The following is a 20,962-nucleotide window of genomic DNA, read 5'->3' as shown; positions in this document are numbered from 1 at the left end:
CTGTTTGGCCGGGCGCGCACCCGCTTGTATGCCGGGTTGTGGTGTGATGGCGGGGTTGTATGAGCGATTGTGGTCTGATGTCCACCGCGCTTTGGTGAGCGGCCCAGGGCCTAGTCAAGGTATTCGAACTGCAAGAGGTGCGCGTCTTCGAAAGAGCTTGTTGCTGATCGGGTCGTGCACCCCATCAGTGACGATGCGCCTCATCAGTGACGATGCACCCGCTCTGATCGGATGCAATGTTCCTTAACGGGTGTGGCGCCGGAAAAGTCGCATGCAATTCCCCCACCTGTATTTCAGATTTTGAAACCGAAACGTTGAAATCATGCGGTTTCTGAGGCATTATCGATCTGTGTCTGCAGGGAATTGCATGCGAGATTGTTGGGTAAGTGCGTAAGGGTGAGAGCCTAGCGTGTCGTGGGGCTAGCCGAGGCGCCGCCGTCTAGTGGTTCCTTGAGCCAGTCGTAGGCGACGCGCCGCGTGCCGTTGGCTACCGTGATTGTGCCGCACTCGATGAATCCGAAGGACCTAAGCGCGCGCCGCATCGGCGCGTTGTCCTCGTGGGTGTCGCAGCGCAGGTAGTCAGCGTGCGCAGTTGCGAAGCTGAAAATCGCCCGAGCAACGCCGTGCCCGCGCACCGCGGCCATGCGGTGAATCACGTGGTAGTCGGCGTCGGAATGCCACGCGCCATCGATCTCGGCGTAGGTCTCGTCTGGCCCGGGACCGAAAGAGAAGACGGCGAGTGGCCCCTCGTCGTCGGACACAAGGAAGCAGTGCCCGCGCGCGATGTCTTCCTCAGCGTCAATGCGACCCGGGTATCCGTTGGGCCACTGAGTCGCATTCCCGTTCGCCTGCATGAACGCGCGGGCATGCTCATACGCGCCCTCGATGAACTTAAGGTCTTCGCGCGAGGCAATTCGAATTCGCATAGAGCAATAGTATAGATATCTGAATGCAGACGGGATGTAATTTTAGTGGCGGCGCGAAATTAGGCATCGAGAAATTCCCATGCGTCTGGTCTTGACGTGTTAGTATTCGCCCCCAGTTCGCCATTCAATTTTGTGGTCGTCGAGCGTGTCTTGCTCCGTGAGTTTGAATAAAAAGGGTTGATCATTCAAATTGTCAATCTCGTAGTAAATTGGATAGGTTTCGTTAGAATTGTTCGATGTTTGATATTCGTTGTCGTAGAAATGCATGAAGTCGTCGACTGGTCGCTTATGCCTGATATTAATTTCGACGGGGTTCTGGTATCCGGCCTGTATGATTGTGTTGTCTAGAATGTTGAAGCGTGGCAATTCGGGTGTGCAATACGTGCTTGGTATTGGATGAGGTCGAATCTCTTCGTCGATAATCTTCAGGCGTCCGCGTATAGCATTTCTCCGCGCGTCCGCATTGGATTGTGCATGGTGAAAATTTAATATCAACGCTCCCATGGTGCATGACTTGAGGTGGATGAATAGGGAGTGCAGTCGTTGATTATCTTCGGCTGAGCGGTATGCGGCGTCGTAGTCTTGGATAGTAACGTCTGCAAACATGCATGGGTTGTTGCAGGCGCACTTCTTGTTCCTAATGCATGTGCAGGTATTATCGTTGGCGTGTGATTCGCCGCTGCAATTTGCGAGGCATGTGCATTCGTATTTATAAAACGAGCATTCGTAAAACGATATGGATGAGCTGGTTTTGTGAGGTGTGAAGGAAATAGTGAGGGCGTGTTTCTTTGTGAAGAAGTTTGTCTTAATAAAACGTCCGCGCTTGATGTTGTGTGGTAGTAAGTCTGATGTAATGTCAGAATTGAGAACTTCGAGCTTCTCATTAAAACGTGTGCTGTCCCAATGGATTGAGCTGATTGATGAATCAGTGATTATCAGTGACTCCCAGAATACTGTCTCTCGAAAGTCTAGTGTTGCCTGAGTGATGGTGTTTGAAATTGTTAGCGGTGTGATGATAGATGCATTGTTGATTGAGATTGTTTCTTGGGTCCAGTCAGCTACAGTTGTCTGATGTTGGCCAGGATGTATGCGCAATAGAATTGCTGTGATGATTTCATGCTGGAGTTCGGCGTGGTCGGCTTTTGTTCCCTCGCCTGATATGTTGAGGCCTTCGTGGCGGACTTGGAGGCAGAGAGTGTCAATAATGTGGCGCTGTAGCTGCTGCTTCGTGGTATCCGTTAAAAGATTGCTCTTTTCTGCTGCGTCTGCAAGCTCTGCTAGTAGTTCAATTGCGCTGAGGCGCAGAGCTGGATTCTTTGAGGTGAGTAGTTGGAAAATGTGCTCACGGCGCTTCCAGTATTCGTCTCGCTCTTTCTGCTCGAGGCGTACATGTTCACGTTCCTGGCGGTCTGCCTCGAGTTCGCGCTGTGCCCGTGCTTGTTCGTTTTCCCTGGTCGCGTTGTCGTGGCTTCTCTGCTGCCAGGCCGAGAACGCGAAGCCTCCGCCCGCGATTGTTGCGCACAGAGCCATTGCGTCCTTGGATGGCCAGTGGTAGTTGAACGGCCATGATGGAGGCCAATATGGGTTGATTGTCCACCAAGAAACGGGCCGGGGTGGCATGCGCCAGATCGATGCCAGAAACCAGCCTGCGGCAAGGAGGATCAGGGCGAGTAATATCGGAATCCACCACTTCATCAGCCAGCCGGGCATGGGTGTCAGGCCTGCGGGCTCGCGCTCTTTCTTGTTCGTATCGCTAGTTGCCTCGGTGCTGTCCGTGTGCTCATCATCGGTGGGGACCATGGTGGCTCCTTTGCTCTGGTTCACTGCTTCGCATCGTAGCAGCCTGTCCAGGGAATTGGTCCTGAGATGAAAGCTTGGTAGGCTTGTGTGTCAAGCGAATGTTCATGCGGTTTCCTGGTGTCGCAGTGCTGCAGTGTGGAGTGTGGCAGTAGGGCCGATGTGGGCGTCATGGGGCCACTAGGCTGAGGGTTAACGCCTCCACCTAACGGGCCGACGTGCTGGCTGTTGTGTCGGCGAGGCCGGCCCGGGCGGCTCGTGAAACGCGCGTGAAACCGTGGCGCTGCCCGTCCAGACAGCAATCCCGAGCGCAATAACGCAACGACGCAACTTCGCCACGTCCAGCAATAACACCACCCCGCAACCCCGTGGCGTCTCCCGCAAACCCTGCCCCTGCCTCGTTCATGGGTATGAACCTGACTAGACTGGCTCTCATGACTGAAAACGCCAAGCTTGTTGTGACCCTGTCCTGCCCGGACCGCCCCGGCATCGTGCACGCCGTGACCGGCGTGATCGGCGAGTCCGGCGGCAACGTCATTCAGTCTCAGCAGTTCGGCGATGCCGACACGGGCACCTTCTTCATGCGCGTCGAGGTCGACTCTCCGAAGGGGCGCGCCCCGATCGACGAGGGCCTGGCCCGCGTCGCCGAGGAATTCGGCGCCACCTATCGCGTCGACGACCTGGGCCGCAAGCTGCGCACCATCATCATGGTGTCGCGCGAGGGGCACTGCCTGACCGACCTCTTGTACCGCCAGCAGACGCAGGGCCTGCCCATCGACGTCATCGCGGTCGTCGGCAATCACCCGGACCTGGCGCCCGTCGCCCAGTTCTACGGCGTCCCCTTCCTCAACATCCCCGTCACGAAGGACACGAAGGTCCAGGCGGAGCGCCAGCTCCTCGACCTCATTGCCTCCGAAAAGGTGGAACTCGTCGTCCTGGCCCGCTACATGCAGATACTCTCCGACCAGGTCTGCCGCGCCATGCAGGGCCGTGTCATCAACATCCACCACTCCTTCCTGCCCTCCTTCAAGGGGGCGCGCCCCTACGCGCAGGCCCACGATCGCGGCGTCAAGCTGATCGGCGCGACCGCCCACTACGTGACCGCCGACCTGGACGAGGGCCCGATCATCGAGCAGGACGTCACCCGCGTCTCTCACGCCGACTCGACGCCGGACATGGTGGCGCTCGGACAGGACGTGGAGCGCCGCGTCCTCGCCCAGGCCGTCCGCTTCCACGCGGAGCGCCGCGTCCTCATGAACGGCAACCGCACGGTCGTCTTCTCGCGCTGACACCCGCCGCTCGGGCCGCCCGCGGGGAGCCTGTGCGGCGGCGCGGGTAGGCGCGCCCACCGGCGAGGCCTCCTCTGGTTCTCTCGCCGGCATCCCCCTATCTGCGCGGATACTGACCGCGCCGCGACTCGACGGGTGGGTGGAGGGCAACTCCGGCGTGTCGGAGCATGTAACAAGAAGGTGTGCGGCCATCTGGTCATATTTGCTTGTGTTTGCAAGCTTCCGCGGCTCTGTTTGTCACTTGGTGGGCAACGCTGAGACGTGATCTTTCGGTCATTTAGCGGGTAAGCGTCGCGTTGACCGTCTGATAAATGGCACACTTGTTACGTGGACGAAACGACTCAGCAACACGCTCCTGTCACCGGCTACGTGCCCGGTGGTTTTGACATGTTCCATCAGGGACACCTCAACATCCTGCGCGCCGCCCGCGAGCGCTGCGATCGACTGGTCGTCGGCGTGACCTCCGACGAGGCGCTCATCCGCATGAAGGGCCGCGCCCCCGTCATTCCGCTCAAGGAGCGCTGCGACCTCGTGTCGTCGCTGCGTTTCGTGGACGCGGTGGTCGTGGACCTGGATCAGGACAAGCGCCTGGCCTGGCGCCTCCAGCCTTTCGACGTGCTCTTCAAGGGAGATGACTGGAAGGGCACTCCCAAGGGCGCTCAGCTCGAGGCGGAGATGGCGGAGGTCGGCGCGCGCGTCGTCTACCTGCCCTACACGCCGTCGACGTCGTCGACGAAGCTGCGCCGCTTCATCGCGCCCGAGGATTTCACTGACGAGGCATCGGCTGAGAAGCCGGAGCAGGCGGCGGAAGGAGAGCAGCAGTGAGCCTTCCCGTGGTGCTTGAGCCGGGCTCCTCGTGGGGCACACGTTTTACGACGTATCGCAGTGCGCTGGCCGCTGCCCAGAAGCCGGGCGCGGGCGTTCCCGCGTACATGCGTTGGGTGAACCGTGGTGCCGCGCGCGTCGTGGCGGCCGCCTGCGCGGCCTTCGGCTGGACGCCGAACTTCGTCAGCTTCATCTCCGTGTGCTTCTCGACGATCGGCCTCATCGTTCTCGTCGCGCTCGAACCTGCGTGGTGGAGTGGCCTGATCGTGGGTACGGCCCTGGCGGTCGGCTTCATGTTTGACTCGGCGGACGGCCAGGTGTCGCGCGTGACTGGCGCGTCGTCGAAGACGGGGGAGTGGGTGGACCACGTCGCTGACGCGTTCCGCTCGCCCGCGATTCACTTCTGCACGGCGGCGGCCGTCATGGTGTACCGTCCCGAGTCCTGGTGGCTCGCGATCGTGGCCCTCGTTTACGGCTGGGTGACGTCGGGCCAGTTTATGAGCCAGATCCTGGCCGAGCAGTTCGTGCGCGCGGCCGGACGCAAGCAGACGCGCGGCGGTAACCTGCGTTCCTTCGTGCTGCTGCCCACCGACCCGGGCGTCCTGTGCTGGTCCTTCGTCCTGTGGGGCTTCGGCGTTCCTTTCATGGTGCTGTACACGTTCCTCGCCGTGGTCGCTGTTGCGCACTCGTCGATCTCGCTGCGCCGCCGCTTCCGCGACCTGCGGGCCCTCGACGCCGCCGCGAAGCAGGGGGAGTCCCGTGCCTGAGTTGTCCGTCATCCTGCCTGCGCGCAACGCGGCGGGCACGATCCGGCGCGCCGTGGCCTCGACGCTGGCCGCCATGCCCCGCGACTCTGAGCTGGTCGTCGGTAACGACTCCTCCTCCGATTCGACGGTGGGCGAGGCGATCCGTGGCGCGTCGCGCGGCGGCGTGGTCGATCCTCGCCTGCGCATTGAGGACATCACCCCGGGTGAGGGCGGCGTCTCGCGCGTCTTGACGCAGCTGATGGAGCGCACGGATTCGCGCCTGGTGGGCCGCATGGACGCCGATGACATCTCCCTGAAGGGCCGCTTCAGGCGCACGATGCGCGCGATTGAGCGCGGTGACGACATGGTGTTCACGCAGATGATTGAACTGCGCGGTTCTCGCCCGGTGCCGCGCGTACCCTACGAGATCACGCCCGAGGACATGGGCTGGCACCTGCTACTCACCAACCCCGTGTGTCACCCCACCATGCTGGCGACGCGAGAGGTCATCGACCGCGTCGGCGGCTACCGGTCGGTGCCTGCCGAGGACTACGACCTGTGGTTGCGCGTCGCCGCCGCCGGTGGGCGCATCCGCCGCCTGGCGGCGTGGGGCCTCCTGTATCGCATCCATCCGGGCCAGGTCACGGGCAATAAGGCGTGGCGCGCGGATTCGTGGAAGAGCCCGGAGCAGGCCCAAGCTTTTGCCGACCTGTCGATGTTGCTGACGGGAGAGGCGCTGCCGCGCCTGGTGTCCATCGTTTCGCTTCCTCGCGAGGAGGCCGAGCGCGAGCTCGACCGCTTCGTGCAGGTCTACACTCAGGGGGTCGCGTCTCGACCCGCCAAGCCCCGCCGCGCCCTCGAGCGTCGGCTGAATGCGCGCGCCGCGTGGGTGCGCTCGACCATCCAAGGAGAACAGTCATGATCCTTACCCCTCCGCCCACGGGCGGCCAGCAGATCCTGCGTCACGCCCTGGCGCGCCGCTGGAGGTCGATTGCTGCGGGGACCGCGGCTGGTTTGGTTATCGGCGTCGTCGCTGCCTTCGGTGTTCCGGCTACGCACACGGCGACGGTGTCGATGACCGTCACGTCTCCGACTATCACTCCCGCCCCCGCCGTGCGCGCCTCCCTGTCGAATACGACGGACATGGTCACCGAGCAGGGCATCGCGAAGTCCGCGACGGTCCTGGATGCGGCGGCTGAGAAGCTCGGCGGCGGCGTGACCGCTTCCGAACTGCGCTCCAACATGGACGTGTCGGGCGACACGAATGGCACGATCGTGAAGATTGAGTATTCGGCGCCGACCCGCGCCGAGGCCGTCGCGGCCGCGGACGCGATCGCCGAGTTCTACCTGCAGCAGCGCACAGCCCTCGTGGAGCAGCGCGCCGACGAGATGGCCGCCGCCGCGAACGAGGACATCTCCGCCCTGGAGGCCGAGCTGGGGACCCTTCAGCCCACCGTCGATGAGGACGGCAAGGTGACGGAGGATCCGCGCGCCGATGAGGTGACGAAGGAGATCAACAAGCTCAAGGAGCAGGTCGCCCAGCTGGAGCCGTACCACGCCAGCGCCGGCCTCGTGATTACGAGCGCTGACGCCTCGAGCGACACGGTGGAGCCCTCCAAGGCTCGCCTCATCCTGATTTTCACCGTCGTCGGTGTTTTCGCTGGCCTCGTGCTGGTGCTCCTGCGCGAGACGCGCGCACGCTCGCTGGCCTCTCCCACGCAGTTGGCGGACCTGACTGCCCTGCCGGTGTGGAGCGCGGAAGAGAACGTGCCCGAGCCGTGGCTGGCCCCCACGCGCATGCTCGCGATGGCGATCGACCGCGACCACTGGGTCGACCTGATCGTCGACGCGTCGGACCCCGAGGCCCGTCAGCTGCACCGCGTCCTGTCGCGCTCCCTGGCTGAAACCCGCGTGCCGGCACCGCGCCTCATCGACATTCACCAGCCTCTCGCCTCCCTCCTCGACGAGGTCCGTCCCTCCCGCCACGTCCTCATCGCCGTGCGTAAGGGCCACGACCTGTCGAAGCTGCATGCCCTCCTCGACGAGCTCGCGCTCATCAACCGCGAGGTCAACGGCATGATCTACCTGGGTGGGCAGGTCGCCGGCAGCGCCGAGACCGTCGCCGCGCCCGCCCTCGAGGTCATCGAGCCCGAGGACGAGGCCGTGGAGCCGGTCGCGGAGGAGGAGACGGAAGCTGCGCCCGCGAAGGAGTCGATGCCCGACAAGGCCACCGAGGACACCGCCGACAAGAAGGGTTCGACGAAGAAGGGCTCGACGAAGAAGGGTTCGACGAAGAAGAATTCGACCGACACGAAGGGTAAGAAGTGAGCGCCGAGGAGATCACCACTCTCGACGACAAGGCCGCCTCGATCTGGCACGTGGACCGAACCGCCCGCGTCAGCCAGCTCGTCTCGGGGGACCCGACGTCCCCGCGCGCGCTCGTTCTCGTGCGCGACAACGGCCGAAACTCCGCGTTCGTCGAGATTGAGGGCACGGATCACCCGGAGAACGATCCGCGCGTGCTCGAGGTCGAGGCGGCCTGCGCCCGCGGCTGGGAAGAAGGCGCGGGGGCGGAGATCGACGCCACCGTCATCATGTGCACGGTCGGTTCCTGCGACATGCTCGAGGAGGCGGTGCGCGCCATCCTGGCCCAGGACCACCAGCGTTTCTCGCTCGTCGTCGTGGACAATGCGCCGCACACCGGGCAGACCCGCGAGAAGCTCGCCGGCATCACCGACACGCGCATGAGCATTGTCTCCGCGTCTCGCCCCGGCCTGTCGCGCGCCCGCAACCGCGGCGTCCTGGCGGCGCGCGGCGAAGTCATCGTCTTCACGGACGACGACGCCATCGTCGATCCCCACTGGCTGACCGCCATGATCGACCCCTTCACAGCCTCGCCCTACGTGGCCGCGACGACGGGCATCGCCCTGCCCCTGGAGGAACGCTACAAGGCACAGCGCTGGTTCGAGTCGCGCGGCGGCTTCCCCAAAGACATGAGCCCGCGCGTCTGGTGCGTCGGCGACGTGCCCAGCGGCCTGGAGGCCTTGGGAGAAAAGGGTGACGGTGGCCCGCTGTTCCCGATCACGACCGCGCGCGTGGGCGCCGGCGTGTGCATGGCGATGCGCCGCGACGTCCTCATGGAGGTCGGCCCCTTCGACCCGGCCCTCGGCGCTGGAACCTCCACGCGTGGCGGCGAAGACCTCGACATGTTCGCACGCATCCTGGCCACGGGTGACGTCATCGTCCACACGCCTGACGCCCTGGTGCATCACCGCCACCGCGTCGACGAGGCCGGCCTGGACAAGCAGATCCGCGGCAACGGCTCCGGCATGGCCGCCCTGCTCACGAAGGCGATCATCGACAAGCCCTCCGTCCTGGGCACCCTCATCGGCCGAATCCCCGGCATCTTGAAGCGTATCAAGCCCGGCGGCGCCCGCGTCGCGGGCACCGACGACGACGTGCCCGGCTCCCTCACCAAGTCTGAGATCAAGGGCTTCCTAGAGGGCCCCTTCCTGTACCTGTCCTCGCGCAGGCGCAACAAGCTGGTCGCGCCCAGCCGCGACGCGCGCGCCGCCGATCCCGCCCAGGGAGCGCCCACCGGCACGAGCGACGGTGGCGATGCCCCGGCCTCGTCCGGTGAGAGCGGCGCCCCCGAAGGGAGCTCGGACGCGTGAGTCCACACCGAGGAATCTGGACGAAGCCCGCCGCCGCGCGTATCGGGCCGCTGCGAGAGGACGCGCAGGAACTGCCGGCGTGGCCCTTCGTCGTCGCCTATGCGGCGTATTTTCTGTGGTGGGTGCTCGGCTCCGGCGACCTCATGTGGCCGCTCTTCGCCATCATCATGGTCGTGTTCATGATCGGCCGCCACGGCCTGCGCTTCCCGCCCGGGACGATCATCTGGACGTTCTTCCTGGCGTGGGTGCTGGCCTCCATGACGATGCTCGACTCGGGAGGGCGCGTCATCGGCGCGTTCTACCGCTTCCTGCTTCAGCTGGCGCCCGGCATCTTCGCCGTCTACGCGTATAACGCGCGTCAGACGCTGAGTGTGCGCGCGATCGTGGGCACCATGTGGGGTTTCCTGGCCTCGACAACCATCGGCGGCTTCATCGCCATGGCGGCCCCGACGCTGCGATTTAAGACGCTCATGTACTACCTGGTGCCGCGCGCCCTGCACTCCAACGACTTCGTCAAGGAGTTCACCAAGCGCGCGACCACCCAGTGGAATCCGTCGTCGTGGATCCTCTCCGACCCGCGCCCCTCGGCTCCCTTCATCTACTCCAACACCTACGGCAACGTCTACTCGTTGATCTTCCCGCTGGCTCTCGTCTTCGCCTACGTGCTGTGGCGCGAGCGCTCCAAGTGGCGTTTCCTCGTGGCCGCCGTGTGCGCCCTGTCGGTGATTCCGGCCGCCGCGACCCTGAATCGTGGCATGTACATCGGCCTGATCGTCGTCGTCGTGTGGGTGGGTTTTCAGCGTCTGCGCGCGGGGGCCTGGCGCACGGTGCTCGGCATCGTCGCGGCCATCGCAGTGGGTATCGTTGCGTGGCTGGCAACCCCGGCCTCGCAGTCGCTCCTTGAGCGCGTCGCCGCCTCCTCGTCGACGGAGGACCGCGCCTCGAACTACTTGGAGACGCTCAACGAGCTCCGGCAGTCCCCGTTCCTCGGGTTCGGCGCGCCGCGTCCCTCGGCGTCGCCGTGGCTGCCCTCCCTGGGCACGCAGGGGCAGTTCTGGACGGTCATCTTCTCCTACGGCCTGGTCGGCCTGCTCCTGTTCCTCGTCTTCTTCGTGCGCATGTTCCCGCGCATCTGGCGCGCCAAGGACGTGTACGGCTCGATTCTGGGTGGCATCATCCTGGCGACCCTCGTGGAGCAGTTCTACTACGGCATGAACACGGGCCTCATGATCTCCGTTGTCGCCGTGAGCCTGCTGTCGCGCCACCTCGAGGAGGAGAGCGATCCTCTGCGTCGCGCCACCGCAGTGGAGCAGGGTGCGCCGACGGCGGGCAGCGTCGCCGGAACCGTGCGCGCCGCGCGGGCGGTCCGCCTCGGGGAATGGCAAAGCCCCGCCGCGAACGACGGGGCTTTCGCCACGCAGATGCTTGAGCGGCTCAACAGGTCGGGTCGTCGGGGAAGGAGAAACCGGCAAGCTTCCAGTTCTCTCCCTCCTTCACAAACTGAAAATAGGTGAGGGCGCGGGTCATGCGCGTCTCGTCCGTCAGCGCGGTCCCGGCGTCGTTGAGGAGGCGCACGGAGGAGGAGTCCACGCACACCGAGACGGTGACGTTTCCAGCGCCGTCATCGGAGATGATCTGCGGGTTCTCCAGGGTGGGCGTGCCCTCGGCGTGGGTGCCGTCCCTCGACCACTCCAGGGCCTGCGCGTCGAATTCTTCGAGCGCGGACTCAGTCAGGACGGAGGACAGGTCGGTGGCCTGGGCCTGCTCGGGGTCGGCGTATGCGTTCCAGAGGGTGTTGGCGACGTACTGGGCCTGCTCGCCGGCTTCCGTCGCGGTGCCCATCGAGCCTGACGCGTTGGCCGGACCCGCGGACTGCGGCGTAATGGTCTTGGCGACGGACTGTGGCCCGGCCGACTGGTCCTCCGGGGAGGACTGGATGCCCGAGGCTGCCGACATCTCGGAGTCGGAGGAGCCCGTCAGGCGCAGGATACCCGCGATGACGAGGGCGATGATCAGGAGAATCGCGGCCGCCAGGAGAATTTTCTTGCGGGCGGGCGAGAGCGAATCGAGTTTGAAGTTCATGTGTATCCCATCGATCGGTTATAGGGAAAGGCTACCGCGCGGTAGCGGGAAGGTTACTCATGAGTGAGACAAATCAAGCCAGGCGTTCCCTCGCGCGCGGGGGCATCGTCGGCTTCGTCGGAGCGGCGGCGTCGGCGATTCTGGGCTTCGCGTTCACGATCATCCTGTCTCGGATGCTGGGGGCGCAGGGCGCGGGCGTCGTCACCCAGGCGACGGGCGTCTTCGCGATCGTCATGGCGTTGGCGAAGGTCGGCCTCGACTCCACGGCGATCTACCTGATGCCCCGCCTGTCCCTGGATGCGCCCGAGGAGATTCGCGCGACCCTGTCGTTCATGGCGACGATGACGGTGGGCGTGTCCACCGTGTGCGTGCTCGTTCTCGAGGCCGTGGCCCCGTTGATCTGGAATGAGGAAGTCGCGGGGGCCACCCGCGCCGTCCTCTGGTTCGTGCCGATCGGTGCCCTGACGTTGGTTGCGTCAGCCGCCCTGCGGGCTCTGGGCAACATGCGCGAGTACGTCCTCGTCCAAAACCTGCTCCTGCCGGGCCTGCGTCCTCTGCTCGTCGCCCTCGCGGCCGCTCTGACCGGGTCGCTGGCCTTCGTGTCGGTCGCGTGGGCGCTTCCGTTCGTCATCGTTCTGGTCGCCTCGTGGTGGCTGTTGCTGCGTCACATGCCATCGGTTGCGGATTCGGTGGGGCGTTGGCCCGGGGCCGAGCGTCGCCGCCAGGTCATCAGTTTCGCGCTGCCGCGCACCCTGACGGCGGGCTTGGAGCAGGCCCTGCAGTGGCTTGATGTTCTTCTGGTTGGCTTGCTCGCTGGCGACGCGGCCTCGGGCATCTACGGTGGCGCGATTCGTTTCATTCAGGCAGGCATGGTCGTGGACACGGCCCTGCGCGTCGTCGTGTCTCCCCAGTTCTCCAAGCTCCTGCATCAGGGGCGCACGAAGGACTTGCGGGACCTGTACAGCACGGCGTCGATTTGGCTGGTCCTCTTCGCCGCTCCGATCTACGCCCTGATGGCGATCTTTGCCCCTGCGCTCATGCGGATCCTGGGCGAGAGCTTCGCCCCGGGGGCCACCGTCCTCGTGGTGCTGTGTATCGGCTCCATCGTCACGTTCATGGCGGGCAACATTCACTCGCTGCTCATCATGAGCGGGCGCTCGGGTTGGGCCGCGGTCAACAAGATCGTGGTGCTGAGCCTCAACGTTGTGGGTAACCTCATCTTTATTCCGCGTGGAGGAATGGTGGCGGCTGCCGTCGTGTGGGCGGTGTGCATGGTGCTTGACGCGGCCATGGCGACTGTTCAGGTCTCGCGCTTCATCGGTGTGACACCGAAATTGTCCGAGGTGGTCAAGCCGATTCTCGTTGTGGGCGCATCTGCGGTGATTCCGGGCGGTTGTATAGCGTGGGCGCTGGGGCGTGACTCCTTCGTGGCGACCGTCGCTGGCTCCGCCCTCTCGGTCCTGGTTTTTGCCTGTGTTTGCTGGCTTTTCCGCGATCGCCTGCATCTGACGGGACTTGGGTCCCTCGCGAAGAACCGACGGGGTTAACCATGGGGCGCGTGGGGCGCCTGTGAAAGTCCTGCTTGACCAACCGGTTGATCAGATTGCACTTGTTGTGTAATTATTTATGCAACAAGTTATCGTTCAGTCGAAAGGTCATGTCATGGCTTCCGCAATTTCGCGCCTTGCAATCGTTGCAACCGCGCCGATTGTTGCGTGTGCGTCCCTCGCGTTCGCCCCGATGGCGCACGCAGATAATATCCGTCAGCCCGGTCAGTCCGTCACGCACGACGGTCTGAGTGCCGCTACTGCCGCGGCGTCCTGCTGGGACATTAAGCAGCGCAATCCTGCGGCTTCCGACGGTACCTACTGGCTGCAGACCCCCGCGATGGACGCCCCCGCGCAGTTCTTTTGTGACCAGACGACAGACGGCGGCGGGTGGGTCCTCATCGGCCGCGGCCGCGAGGGCTGGGAAGGCTGGAGCGGCGGCAAGGGTGACACCTCGAAGCTGACCACGCGCGTGCGCAACACCGATGCCTTCGACGTTGTCCAGTACTCCAACGCCACCGTCAACCAGCTGCTCAACAACGAAAACGTCAAGGATCAGGCGGACGGCGTGCGCGTCCTTCGCTCCTGGAGTGCCTCGGGTCGCTCGTACCAGACGGTCGACCTGAAGTTCACCAAGATGACGGACTTCGTGTGGCCCTTCAAGATGGCCCACCCGGTCAACGTCTCCCTCGACAACCGAGCGAGCATCTACACCTACATGTGGAATACCCCCGGCTACGACCAGGGGTGGAACGCGCTCCAGGTCTACCCCTCGAGCCGCACCGGCTGGACCATCGGCTGGGGTTACGGCACGGGCGCGGCCAGCTGGGGCGGAGACGTCTCGTCCTCGACCTCCTTCTTCCACAAGAGCGGACAGACGATCTTCCCCTACTCCGAGGCCTACGTGCGTCCGCGTATCTCCTCCGACTCCTCGGACTTCGCCCGCCTCCCGGACGAGGGCGGCGCCGAGCAGACCGTGAGCCGCGCCGTCTCCAACTACGCGGCCAAGACCTCGTGGGGCGTGACCGGTAACATCAACGGCTCCTACGCCGAAGGCAACATCCAGGTTCAGGCCTTCGCGCAGGTCGGGTCCACCATGTACGTGGGCGGCAACTTTACCGGCGTCAAGCAGGGCGAGAACGGCGCCGAGAAGTCCTCGCGCGGCCTGGCCGCCTTCGACGTGAACACCGGCGACTGGACCGGCCAGGCCTTCGACTTCAATGCGCAGGTCAAGGCCCTCCTCGCGCTGCCCGACGGCCGCCTCCTCGTGGCCGGCGACTTCACCCGCGTCAACGGCGAGGCCCACATCGGCACCGTCGTCATCGACCCGTCCACCGGTGCGATCGACCCCTCGTGGGATCTGAGCATTAAGAACGCCCTGCGCGGTGGCACGGTCAGCGTGCGCGCCCTCGACTACTACGACGGCTACGTCTACCTCGGCGGCGTCTTCACCCACCTCAGTGGCGGCGGGGTCTCGAACGTCTACGGCCGTAACGCGGCCCGCGTGGCCCTGAACGCACGCCCCGACCGCGCCTGGAACCCCGAGCTGAGCGGCTCCGTGCAAGCCGTCGCCGTCAGCGAGGACAACGGCGCCTTCTACGCCGGCGGACACTTCACCCGCGCCCACGGCAACGATCGCGCCTGGTACGCCGCCAAGTTCTCCACCGCGCCCGGCGCCGTGCAGGATACGAGCTTCGACTTCCAGCCCTCCACCGTCAGCGCCGGGAAGTACCAGCAGACCATCTCCGCCGCGGGCAAACGCGTCTTCATTGGCGGCTCCGAGCACTCCCTCTTCGGCTACGACACCGGCTCCAACCTGCGCACCTCGGGCTCCCTGATGCTCAGTAATGGTGGCGACCTGCAGGCCTCGACCATCTCCGCCAACGGCGTCATCTACGGCTCCTGCCACTGCTCCGACGGCTCCTACCAGGACAAGTACGACTGGGGCGTCAACGAGAACTGGTCGCGCATCGATGAGATCAAGTGGGTCGGCGCGTGGGACGCCACCACCGGCGAAAACCTGCACTGGACCCCCTTCGAGCTCTCCTCGCGCCGCAAGACCGGCGCATGGGCGCTCACGACCGACACCAACGGCAACCTGTGGGCCGGCGGCGACTTCATCCTGTCCTTCACCGACTCGACGCATAGCCAGTGGAACGGCGGCTTCGCCCGCTACGACAAGCGCGACAACGTCGCGCCCGATGCCCCCACCTACCTGCGCACCTCCTCGGCCACGGCCTCGACCGTGACCCTCACCTGGGAAGGCGTCTCCGACGCGGTCTCCTACGAGGTCCTGCGCGACGATCGCGCCATCGGCTCCACCGAGTCGACCAGCATTGAGGTCCCGCGCGGCGGCGAGAACCGCTTCTTCGTGCGCGCCGTTGACGCCGCGGGGAACCGCTCGGCCACCACACCGGTCTACGTTCCCCCGGCCTACGGCCAGGTCGATCCGGCCAACCCGGTCCTGCTGGACGCGGGAGCCACGTGGCGCTACCGCGCCGAGAACAGCCCCGCTTCCGAGGACTGGGCCCGCACCTCGTTCGACGACTCCCAGTGGCCCACCGGCGCCGCACCGCTCGGCTATGGCGACTCGCGTATCGCGACTGTCCTGGGCTCGAAGGACTCGCGCCCCGTCACCTCCTACTTCCGCAGCCACTTCCAGGTCTCCGACGCCAGCGCCATCAAGGGCGTGACCGTCAGGTACATGGCCGACGACGGCGCCGTGGTCTACATCAACGGCCACGAGGTCGACCGCACCCGCATGGGAAGCGGCACGGTCAGCTACCAGACCCGAGCGGATTACGCCCCCTCCTACAGCGCCGCCGTCGACTCCATGTCCGAGGTCTTCGTGCCCGCGGCCCTGCTGCACAGCGGCGACAACGTCATCGCGGTCGAGACGCACGTGAACTACATGCGCACCGCGACCGTTGGCATGCAGGCGTCGATCTTCCGAGTGGAAGGCACCCCGGACAATTCCGACTCCCACGAGCCCTCGGTGCCGGCGGAGCCCCAGAACCTCGGTGACGCCACCGGGCCGATCGACGTGCGCGGCATGACCTCGGGCGAGGTCATCCCCTCGGGCACCACCCAGTGGAACTACTGGACCTCGACGAGTGCGCCCGCCTCCGACTGGGCGACCACCGGCTCCCTGGCCGACTGGTCGCGCGGCGCCGGGCCCATCGGCTGGGGCGACGCGAACGCTGCCACCCCCCTCGACATCGCGAAGAAGGACCGGGCCGTCACCTACTACTTCGCACGCGATATCGACCTGGGCACCATTACGCCCGCGACCTCCCTGGTCGTCAAGGTGCGCGCGGACGATGGCGTCGTCCTGCGGATCAATGGGACCATCGTCGATACGAAGCGTATGTCGGATGGAAACATTACTCACACGACCTATGCGAACGAGGCGGTCACCGTCTCCAAGGCGTCCACCGATCTGCTCGAGGTCACCATCCCCGCGAGCTCCTTGACAGACGGGGTGAACCGCATCGGTGTTGAGGAGCATGTCAACTACAAGGGCACCGCGTCGATGACCTTCGATCTGACTGCAACCATGGTCAAATAATGCGACTATCGTGTCGCTTCGCGGCGGTTTGCGCGAGGTTGTCATCGCTTGACGCGATCTGCACTTCCTCGTGAAAACCTGTTGACAGGTGGAGCCCTCGCCCTCGCGGCGAGGGCTCCCTTATATGTGGTCAAGGACTCTAATTTTCCGCTAACCAAGTGGTTGAGCGACGGGGGTGTTCGTGACACTATTAGTGGTAACCATTAACGTGATACCTGTGAGGATCCGATGAAATTTCTCCGCCGCTGCCTCGCCCTCGGCCTGGCATCGATAACCGGTTTCGGAGTGCTTGCACTCAGTCCCGTCGCAGCTCAGGCTGCTGTTGACCCCCTCCACGACGGCCTCTCCGAGGCCACCGCGGCCGCCTCGTGCTGGGAGATCAAGCAGAACGATCCGCGCTCGGAAAACGGCACCTACTGGCTCCAGACGGCCACCATGGATGCCCCGCGCCAGTTCTTCTGTGACCAGAGCACGGACGGCGGTGGCTGGGTCCTCATCGGTCGAGGCCGTGAGGGCTGGGAGACGTGGAGCCAGGGTAAGGGCGACGAGTCCAAGCTCGCGACCCGCTCGCGTACCCCCGGCGATTTCGACGTGATCCAGGCCTCCCACGAGACCGTCAACGGCCTGCTCGGCGGCACCAAGGTCTCCGACCTGGCCGACGGCGTCATGGTCCAGCGCGCCTGGAACTACCGCGGCACCGCCTACCAGACCGTGCGCATGCAGTTCCCCAAGATGAGTGACTTCATCTGGCCGTTCAAGAGCGCTCACCCCGTGAACGTCAAGTTCAACCGCGAGTGGTGGGTCAACGGCGGCATCGTCTGGTCGGGCTTCGGCACCAACACCGGCTGGGGATACGTCAACCTGACGGCCTCACCCCAGAACAAGTACACGATGGGCTGGGGCTACGGGCCGCTGGCATCCTCGTGGTACGACACCTCCTCCTCGACGTCGTTCTTCCACCGCAACGGCTCCATCATTAACCCCTACGCCGAGGTCTACGTCCGCCCTGAGCTGCGCTCCACGGACTCCTCCTTCCGCGCCATCGGTGATGGCGGCACCGCGGCCGAGACCCAGAAGGCCTCCGTCTCCGAGTACGCCGCCCCCACCATGTGGGGCGTGACCGGTAACCTCAACGGCTCCATCCAAGAGGGCAACATTCAGGTCCAGGCCTTCGAGCAGATCGGCTCGACCATGTACGTCGGCGGTAACTTCACCGGCGTCCAGAAGGGTAAGAACGGCTCGGCGATCACCTCCAACGGCCTCGCCGCCTTCGACGCGACCACGGGAGTGTGGACCGGCCAGACCTTCGACTTCAACAACCAGGTTAAGGACCTCGTCGAGCTGCCCAGCGGCAAGCTCCTCGCCGTCGGTGACTTCACCAAGGTCAACGGCGAAACCCACGTGGGCACCGTCCTCATCGACCCCGCGACCGGGCAGATCGACCCCTCGTGGAACCTCCAGGTGCGCAACGGCAACGGCGGGCGCGTCAGCGTGAAGTCCGCGAAGGTGATCGACGGACGCATTTACCTGGCCGGTGCCTTCACCCACCTGTCGGGCAACGGCGTTTCCTCCGTCTACGCCCGTAACGCCGGGCGCCTTGACCTGAACGGCACACCCGACCGCTCCTGGAACCCCGAGATCAACGGAACCGTCGTCGATATCGACGTCGACGAGGCCGACACCTACCTCTACGCAGCCGGATTCTTCACGCGCATCCACGATCGCGTCGCCGAGAACGCCGCCCGCGTTGAGACGTCCGCGGGTGCCACGCTCGACCAGTCCTGGTCCTTCCGTCACTCCTACCTCATCGGCAAGTACCAGCAGGCGGTGACTGTCGGTAACGGTCGCGCCTACTTCGGTGGCTCCCAGCACTCGCTGTTCGGCTACAACACCTCCGACATGACCCGCACCTCCGGGTCCATCACGATGCAAAACGGCGGCGACCTGCAGGCCACGACGCGCTCCGCCACCGGAGTCATCTACGGATCGTGCCACTGCTCCGACTTCACCTTCCAGGACGCCTACCACTACCTGGCGCTCGGCAACACCTGGACCCGCGCCGACGAGATCCAGTGGGTCGGCGGATGGGACGAGGCCACCGGCCGCCAGCTCGGCTGGACCCCCTACCGCCTGTCCTCCCTGCGCTCGACCGGCGCATGGTCCCTGGAAATGGCCGACGACGGCGCCCTGTGGGCCGGCGGCGACTTCAACTACTCCTACACCTCCAAGACGGACGGGCAATGGTCCGGTGGCTTCGTGCGCATGCCCGCCCGCAACGCCACCGCCCCCGCGGTGCCCGCCAACCTGCGCGCCTCCGACGGCAACTCCCAGCAGGTGACCCTCAAGTGGTCCTCCGTGCCGGGTGCCGACTCGTACCAGATCCTGCGCGATGACCGCACGATCGCCACCACGACCTCGACGTCCGTCACCGTGCCCCTGGGCGGCAACAACCGCTTCTTCGTGCGCGCCGTCGCCTCCGACGGCCTGGTCGGCGCCTCGACCCACGCCTACGTGGTCGACTCCAACGGCAAGCCCGACCAGTCCGACGACGCGACCCTGCTCGTCGACGAAGACGCCACCTGGGCGTACCACTGGTCGACCGACGCGGTCGCGAGCGACTGGGCCCAGACCTCGTTCGACGACTCCTCCTGGAGCCGTGGCACCGCCCCGATCGGCTACGGTGCGACCGGACTGGGTACCGTCCTCAAGCCCGGAGCGGCCAAGACCCGCCCCGTCACCACCTACGCGCGTACCACCTTCACGGTCGCTGACCCCTCTGCCATCGGCGGCGTCAACGTCGCCGTGACGGCCGACGACGGGGCCGTGGTCTACGTCAACGGAACCGAGGTCGTGCGTCAGCGCATGAGCGAGGGCGCCGTCGACGGCTCCACCTACGCCTCCGCCTCGGTGTCGAGCCCCTCCGCACGCGCCGACCGGCAGCTGGTCTTCGTGCCCGCGTCCTCGCTGGTCGCCGGCACCAACACGCTCGCCGTGGAAACCCACCTGAACTACCGTTCCAGCTCCTCGATGAGCGTCGATGGCACGGTCAAGGTCGTCGCCAAGGGCGCCGAGCCCAAGCCCGAGCCGCAGCCCGAACCCGAGCCGCAGCCCCAGCCACAGCCCGACGAGCCGATCGTGCCCGACCCGGACAAGCCGCTCGAGGTCCTCGACGTCTCCGGCGTCAACTTCGGCGAGTTCCTGCCCACCGGCATGTACTGGAACTACTGGAACTCCAAGGACAACCCGGGCGCCGACTGGAACTCCACCGGCGACCTGTCCAAGTGGAAGCACGGCGCCAGCCCGCTCGGCTGGGGCGACCGTGACGCCGGTACCCCCTTCGACCTGGCCCCCTCCGACCGCGCGATCACGAACTACTTCGCCCGCGACGTCAACCTCGGTACCATCAGCGCCGACTTCGAGCTCACGCTCACTGTCCGCGCCGACGACGGAGCCGTTGTCTACATCAACGGAACCGAAGTCAAGCGCATCAACATGCCGGAAGGAACCATCACCCCGAACACGAACGCCAAGTCCAACGTCTCGCTGGGCACGGCCAAGAACAACCTCCAGACCATCACCGTTCCGCGTGATCTCCTGAAAGATGGTGTCAATCGCATCGCGGTCGAAGAGCACGCGAACTACGCTGGAGCTGTGTCCGTTTCCTTCGATCTCAAAGCAAGCCTGCTGAGGTAATCGACATGACTCACCAGTCGCCCAACGCTGGCGGCCTCGACCAGAGCGAGGCCGCCAGCGCGGTCGGCGCCAGCGCTGACGATCCCGCCTTCGACGCGATGGCGCAGCGCGTGCTCACCCGTGGGCACGCCACCACGTGGCTCAACCACTGGTCGCTGCTGCACGCCGACTTCCGTGCGTTGGCGCGCATGAACACCATCGGCTTCGACGGCACGCTCCTGCAGATGCGACTGCGCGCAGCCGGACACGAAGTGGCTCGCACGTCGGCGGACCTTGTCCTGCCCCACGTCTTCTCTCGCCTTGACGACGGCACTCGAATCACCCTGATCGGTGCCGTTCCCGAGGCCGGCGAGGCGGCAGCGCGGCGCCTGGAGCGTTTCGACGTCCAGGTCATCGACGGCTACGACGGACTGCGCCGCTTCAAGGCGCAGCCTTCCGTACTGGCGGACTTCGACCCCCGGCTCGTGATCGTGGGCCTGGGCGCTGGCTTGCAGGAGGTCGTCGCCTCGGTCGCACTCGGGCTCGTGCCCGAGGCATCCGTGTGCACGGCGGGCGGATGGATCGACCAGTACGCGCGTGCTGCGGACAACTACTTCCCGGACTGGGTGCATGCCGCCCGCCTGGGCTGGGCGTGGCGCATCGCGCACGAGCCCAAGCGTTTGACGAAGCGCTACACGGTCGAGGCCCTCGACTTCGTCGCTCACGCGCCGCAGCTCGTGAGCCGCCTTGAGGCGATGGGCTCCTTCTTCGATCTGGGGCTCGCCGTGAGTCGCCAGGCCTGAGCAGGGTGCTCCGCCCGCGCATGTGAGCGGAAG

The 20,962-nt window shown here is 65.2% G+C and carries 14 protein-coding genes; 11 read left to right on the top strand and 3 right to left on the bottom strand.

Annotated features, from left to right (window positions below):
* Positions 1–404: 404 nt before the first annotated feature.
* Together HMPREF1138_RS05905 and HMPREF1138_RS11095 are read right to left on the bottom strand one after the other, a co-directional pair.
* On the bottom strand, positions 405–926 hold the full coding sequence (locus HMPREF1138_RS05905; protein ID WP_009057666.1) for a GNAT family N-acetyltransferase: 522 nt from the start codon (positions 924–926) through the stop codon (positions 405–407).
* A 99-nt stretch (positions 927–1,025) separates the two neighbouring features.
* Positions 1,026–2,726, bottom strand: a complete 1,701-nt coding sequence (locus HMPREF1138_RS11095; RefSeq protein WP_009057665.1) for a hypothetical protein — start codon at positions 2,724–2,726, stop codon at positions 1,026–1,028.
* 431 nt (positions 2,727–3,157) lie between these two features.
* Between HMPREF1138_RS11095 and purU the strand changes: the two genes are divergently transcribed.
* From purU to HMPREF1138_RS05870, 7 genes are all read left to right on the top strand, one after another.
* On the top strand, positions 3,158–4,012 hold the full coding sequence (gene purU / locus HMPREF1138_RS05900) for a formyltetrahydrofolate deformylase (protein WP_039937138.1): 855 nt from the start codon (positions 3,158–3,160) through the stop codon (positions 4,010–4,012).
* 327 nt (positions 4,013–4,339) lie between these two features.
* On the top strand, positions 4,340–4,837 hold the full coding sequence (locus tag HMPREF1138_RS05895) for an adenylyltransferase/cytidyltransferase family protein (RefSeq protein WP_009057675.1): 498 nt from the start codon (positions 4,340–4,342) through the stop codon (positions 4,835–4,837).
* Positions 4,834–5,604, top strand: a complete 771-nt coding sequence (locus tag HMPREF1138_RS05890; RefSeq protein WP_039937135.1) for a CDP-alcohol phosphatidyltransferase family protein — start codon at positions 4,834–4,836, stop codon at positions 5,602–5,604. Before HMPREF1138_RS05895 ends, HMPREF1138_RS05890 begins: the two co-directional genes overlap by 4 nt.
* Positions 5,597–6,505, top strand: a complete 909-nt coding sequence (locus tag HMPREF1138_RS05885; protein ID WP_009057656.1) for a glycosyltransferase family 2 protein — start codon at positions 5,597–5,599, stop codon at positions 6,503–6,505. The genes HMPREF1138_RS05890 and HMPREF1138_RS05885 overlap by 8 nt, the downstream gene beginning before the upstream one ends.
* Positions 6,502–7,911: a membrane protein gene (locus HMPREF1138_RS05880; RefSeq protein WP_009057655.1), complete on the top strand. Its 1,410-nt coding sequence runs from the start codon at positions 6,502–6,504 to the stop codon at positions 7,909–7,911. The genes HMPREF1138_RS05885 and HMPREF1138_RS05880 overlap by 4 nt, the downstream gene beginning before the upstream one ends.
* Positions 7,908–9,257, top strand: a complete 1,350-nt coding sequence (locus HMPREF1138_RS05875) for a glycosyltransferase family 2 protein (RefSeq protein ID WP_009057663.1) — start codon at positions 7,908–7,910, stop codon at positions 9,255–9,257. Before HMPREF1138_RS05880 ends, HMPREF1138_RS05875 begins: the two co-directional genes overlap by 4 nt.
* Positions 9,254–10,771, top strand: a complete 1,518-nt coding sequence (locus HMPREF1138_RS05870) for an O-antigen ligase family protein (protein WP_009057679.1) — start codon at positions 9,254–9,256, stop codon at positions 10,769–10,771. Before HMPREF1138_RS05875 ends, HMPREF1138_RS05870 begins: the two co-directional genes overlap by 4 nt.
* Here the strand turns inward: HMPREF1138_RS05870 and HMPREF1138_RS05865 are convergent.
* Positions 10,692–11,339: a hypothetical protein gene (locus HMPREF1138_RS05865; RefSeq protein ID WP_039937134.1), complete on the bottom strand. Its 648-nt coding sequence runs from the start codon at positions 11,337–11,339 to the stop codon at positions 10,692–10,694. The genes HMPREF1138_RS05870 and HMPREF1138_RS05865 overlap by 80 nt on opposite strands.
* Positions 11,340–11,398: 59 nt before the next feature.
* On the opposite strand from HMPREF1138_RS05865, the gene HMPREF1138_RS05860 reads away from it, so the two are divergent.
* From HMPREF1138_RS05860 to HMPREF1138_RS05845, 4 genes are all read left to right on the top strand, one after another.
* Positions 11,399–12,886: an oligosaccharide flippase family protein gene (locus HMPREF1138_RS05860; protein WP_009057668.1), complete on the top strand. Its 1,488-nt coding sequence runs from the start codon at positions 11,399–11,401 to the stop codon at positions 12,884–12,886.
* Between the two features lie 115 nt (positions 12,887–13,001).
* A complete protein-coding gene (locus HMPREF1138_RS05855) occupies positions 13,002–16,454 on the top strand; it encodes a fibrinogen-like YCDxxxxGGGW domain-containing protein (protein ID WP_039937131.1) in 3,453 nt (1,150 codons plus the stop codon).
* Positions 16,455–16,682: 228 nt separating this feature from the next.
* A complete protein-coding gene (locus tag HMPREF1138_RS05850) occupies positions 16,683–20,147 on the top strand; it encodes a fibrinogen-like YCDxxxxGGGW domain-containing protein (RefSeq protein WP_009057660.1) in 3,465 nt (1,154 codons plus the stop codon).
* Positions 20,148–20,152: 5 nt separating this feature from the next.
* Positions 20,153–20,929, top strand: coding sequence for a WecB/TagA/CpsF family glycosyltransferase (locus tag HMPREF1138_RS05845; protein ID WP_009057669.1), 777 nt, complete (start codon positions 20,153–20,155; stop codon positions 20,927–20,929).
* Positions 20,930–20,962: the final 33 nt, after the last annotated feature.

The sequence above is a fragment of the Actinomyces sp. ICM58 genome (assembly GCF_000283035.1).
Classification (GTDB): Bacteria; Actinomycetota; Actinomycetes; order Actinomycetales; family Actinomycetaceae; genus Pauljensenia.
This window is presented reverse-complemented; position numbering and strand designations above follow the sequence as displayed.

Excerpts from the sequence above, each read along its gene's own strand:
- HMPREF1138_RS05905 (WP_009057666.1), bottom strand. The coding sequence starts at position 926 with ATGCGAATTCGAATTGCCTCGCGCGAAGACCTTAAGTTCATCGAGGGC.
- HMPREF1138_RS11095 (WP_009057665.1), bottom strand. The coding sequence starts at position 2,726 with ATGGTCCCCACCGATGATGAGCACACGGACAGCACCGAGGCAACTAGC.
- purU (WP_039937138.1), top strand. The coding sequence starts at position 3,158 with ATGACTGAAAACGCCAAGCTTGTTGTGACCCTGTCCTGCCCGGACCGC.
- HMPREF1138_RS05880 (WP_009057655.1), top strand. The coding sequence starts at position 6,502 with ATGATCCTTACCCCTCCGCCCACGGGCGGCCAGCAGATCCTGCGTCAC.
- HMPREF1138_RS05865 (WP_039937134.1), bottom strand. The coding sequence starts at position 11,339 with ATGAACTTCAAACTCGATTCGCTCTCGCCCGCCCGCAAGAAAATTCTC.
- HMPREF1138_RS05860 (WP_009057668.1), top strand. The coding sequence starts at position 11,399 with ATGAGTGAGACAAATCAAGCCAGGCGTTCCCTCGCGCGCGGGGGCATC.
- HMPREF1138_RS05855 (WP_039937131.1), top strand. The coding sequence starts at position 13,002 with ATGGCTTCCGCAATTTCGCGCCTTGCAATCGTTGCAACCGCGCCGATT.
- HMPREF1138_RS05850 (WP_009057660.1), top strand. The coding sequence starts at position 16,683 with ATGAAATTTCTCCGCCGCTGCCTCGCCCTCGGCCTGGCATCGATAACC.
- HMPREF1138_RS05845 (WP_009057669.1), top strand. The coding sequence starts at position 20,153 with ATGACTCACCAGTCGCCCAACGCTGGCGGCCTCGACCAGAGCGAGGCC.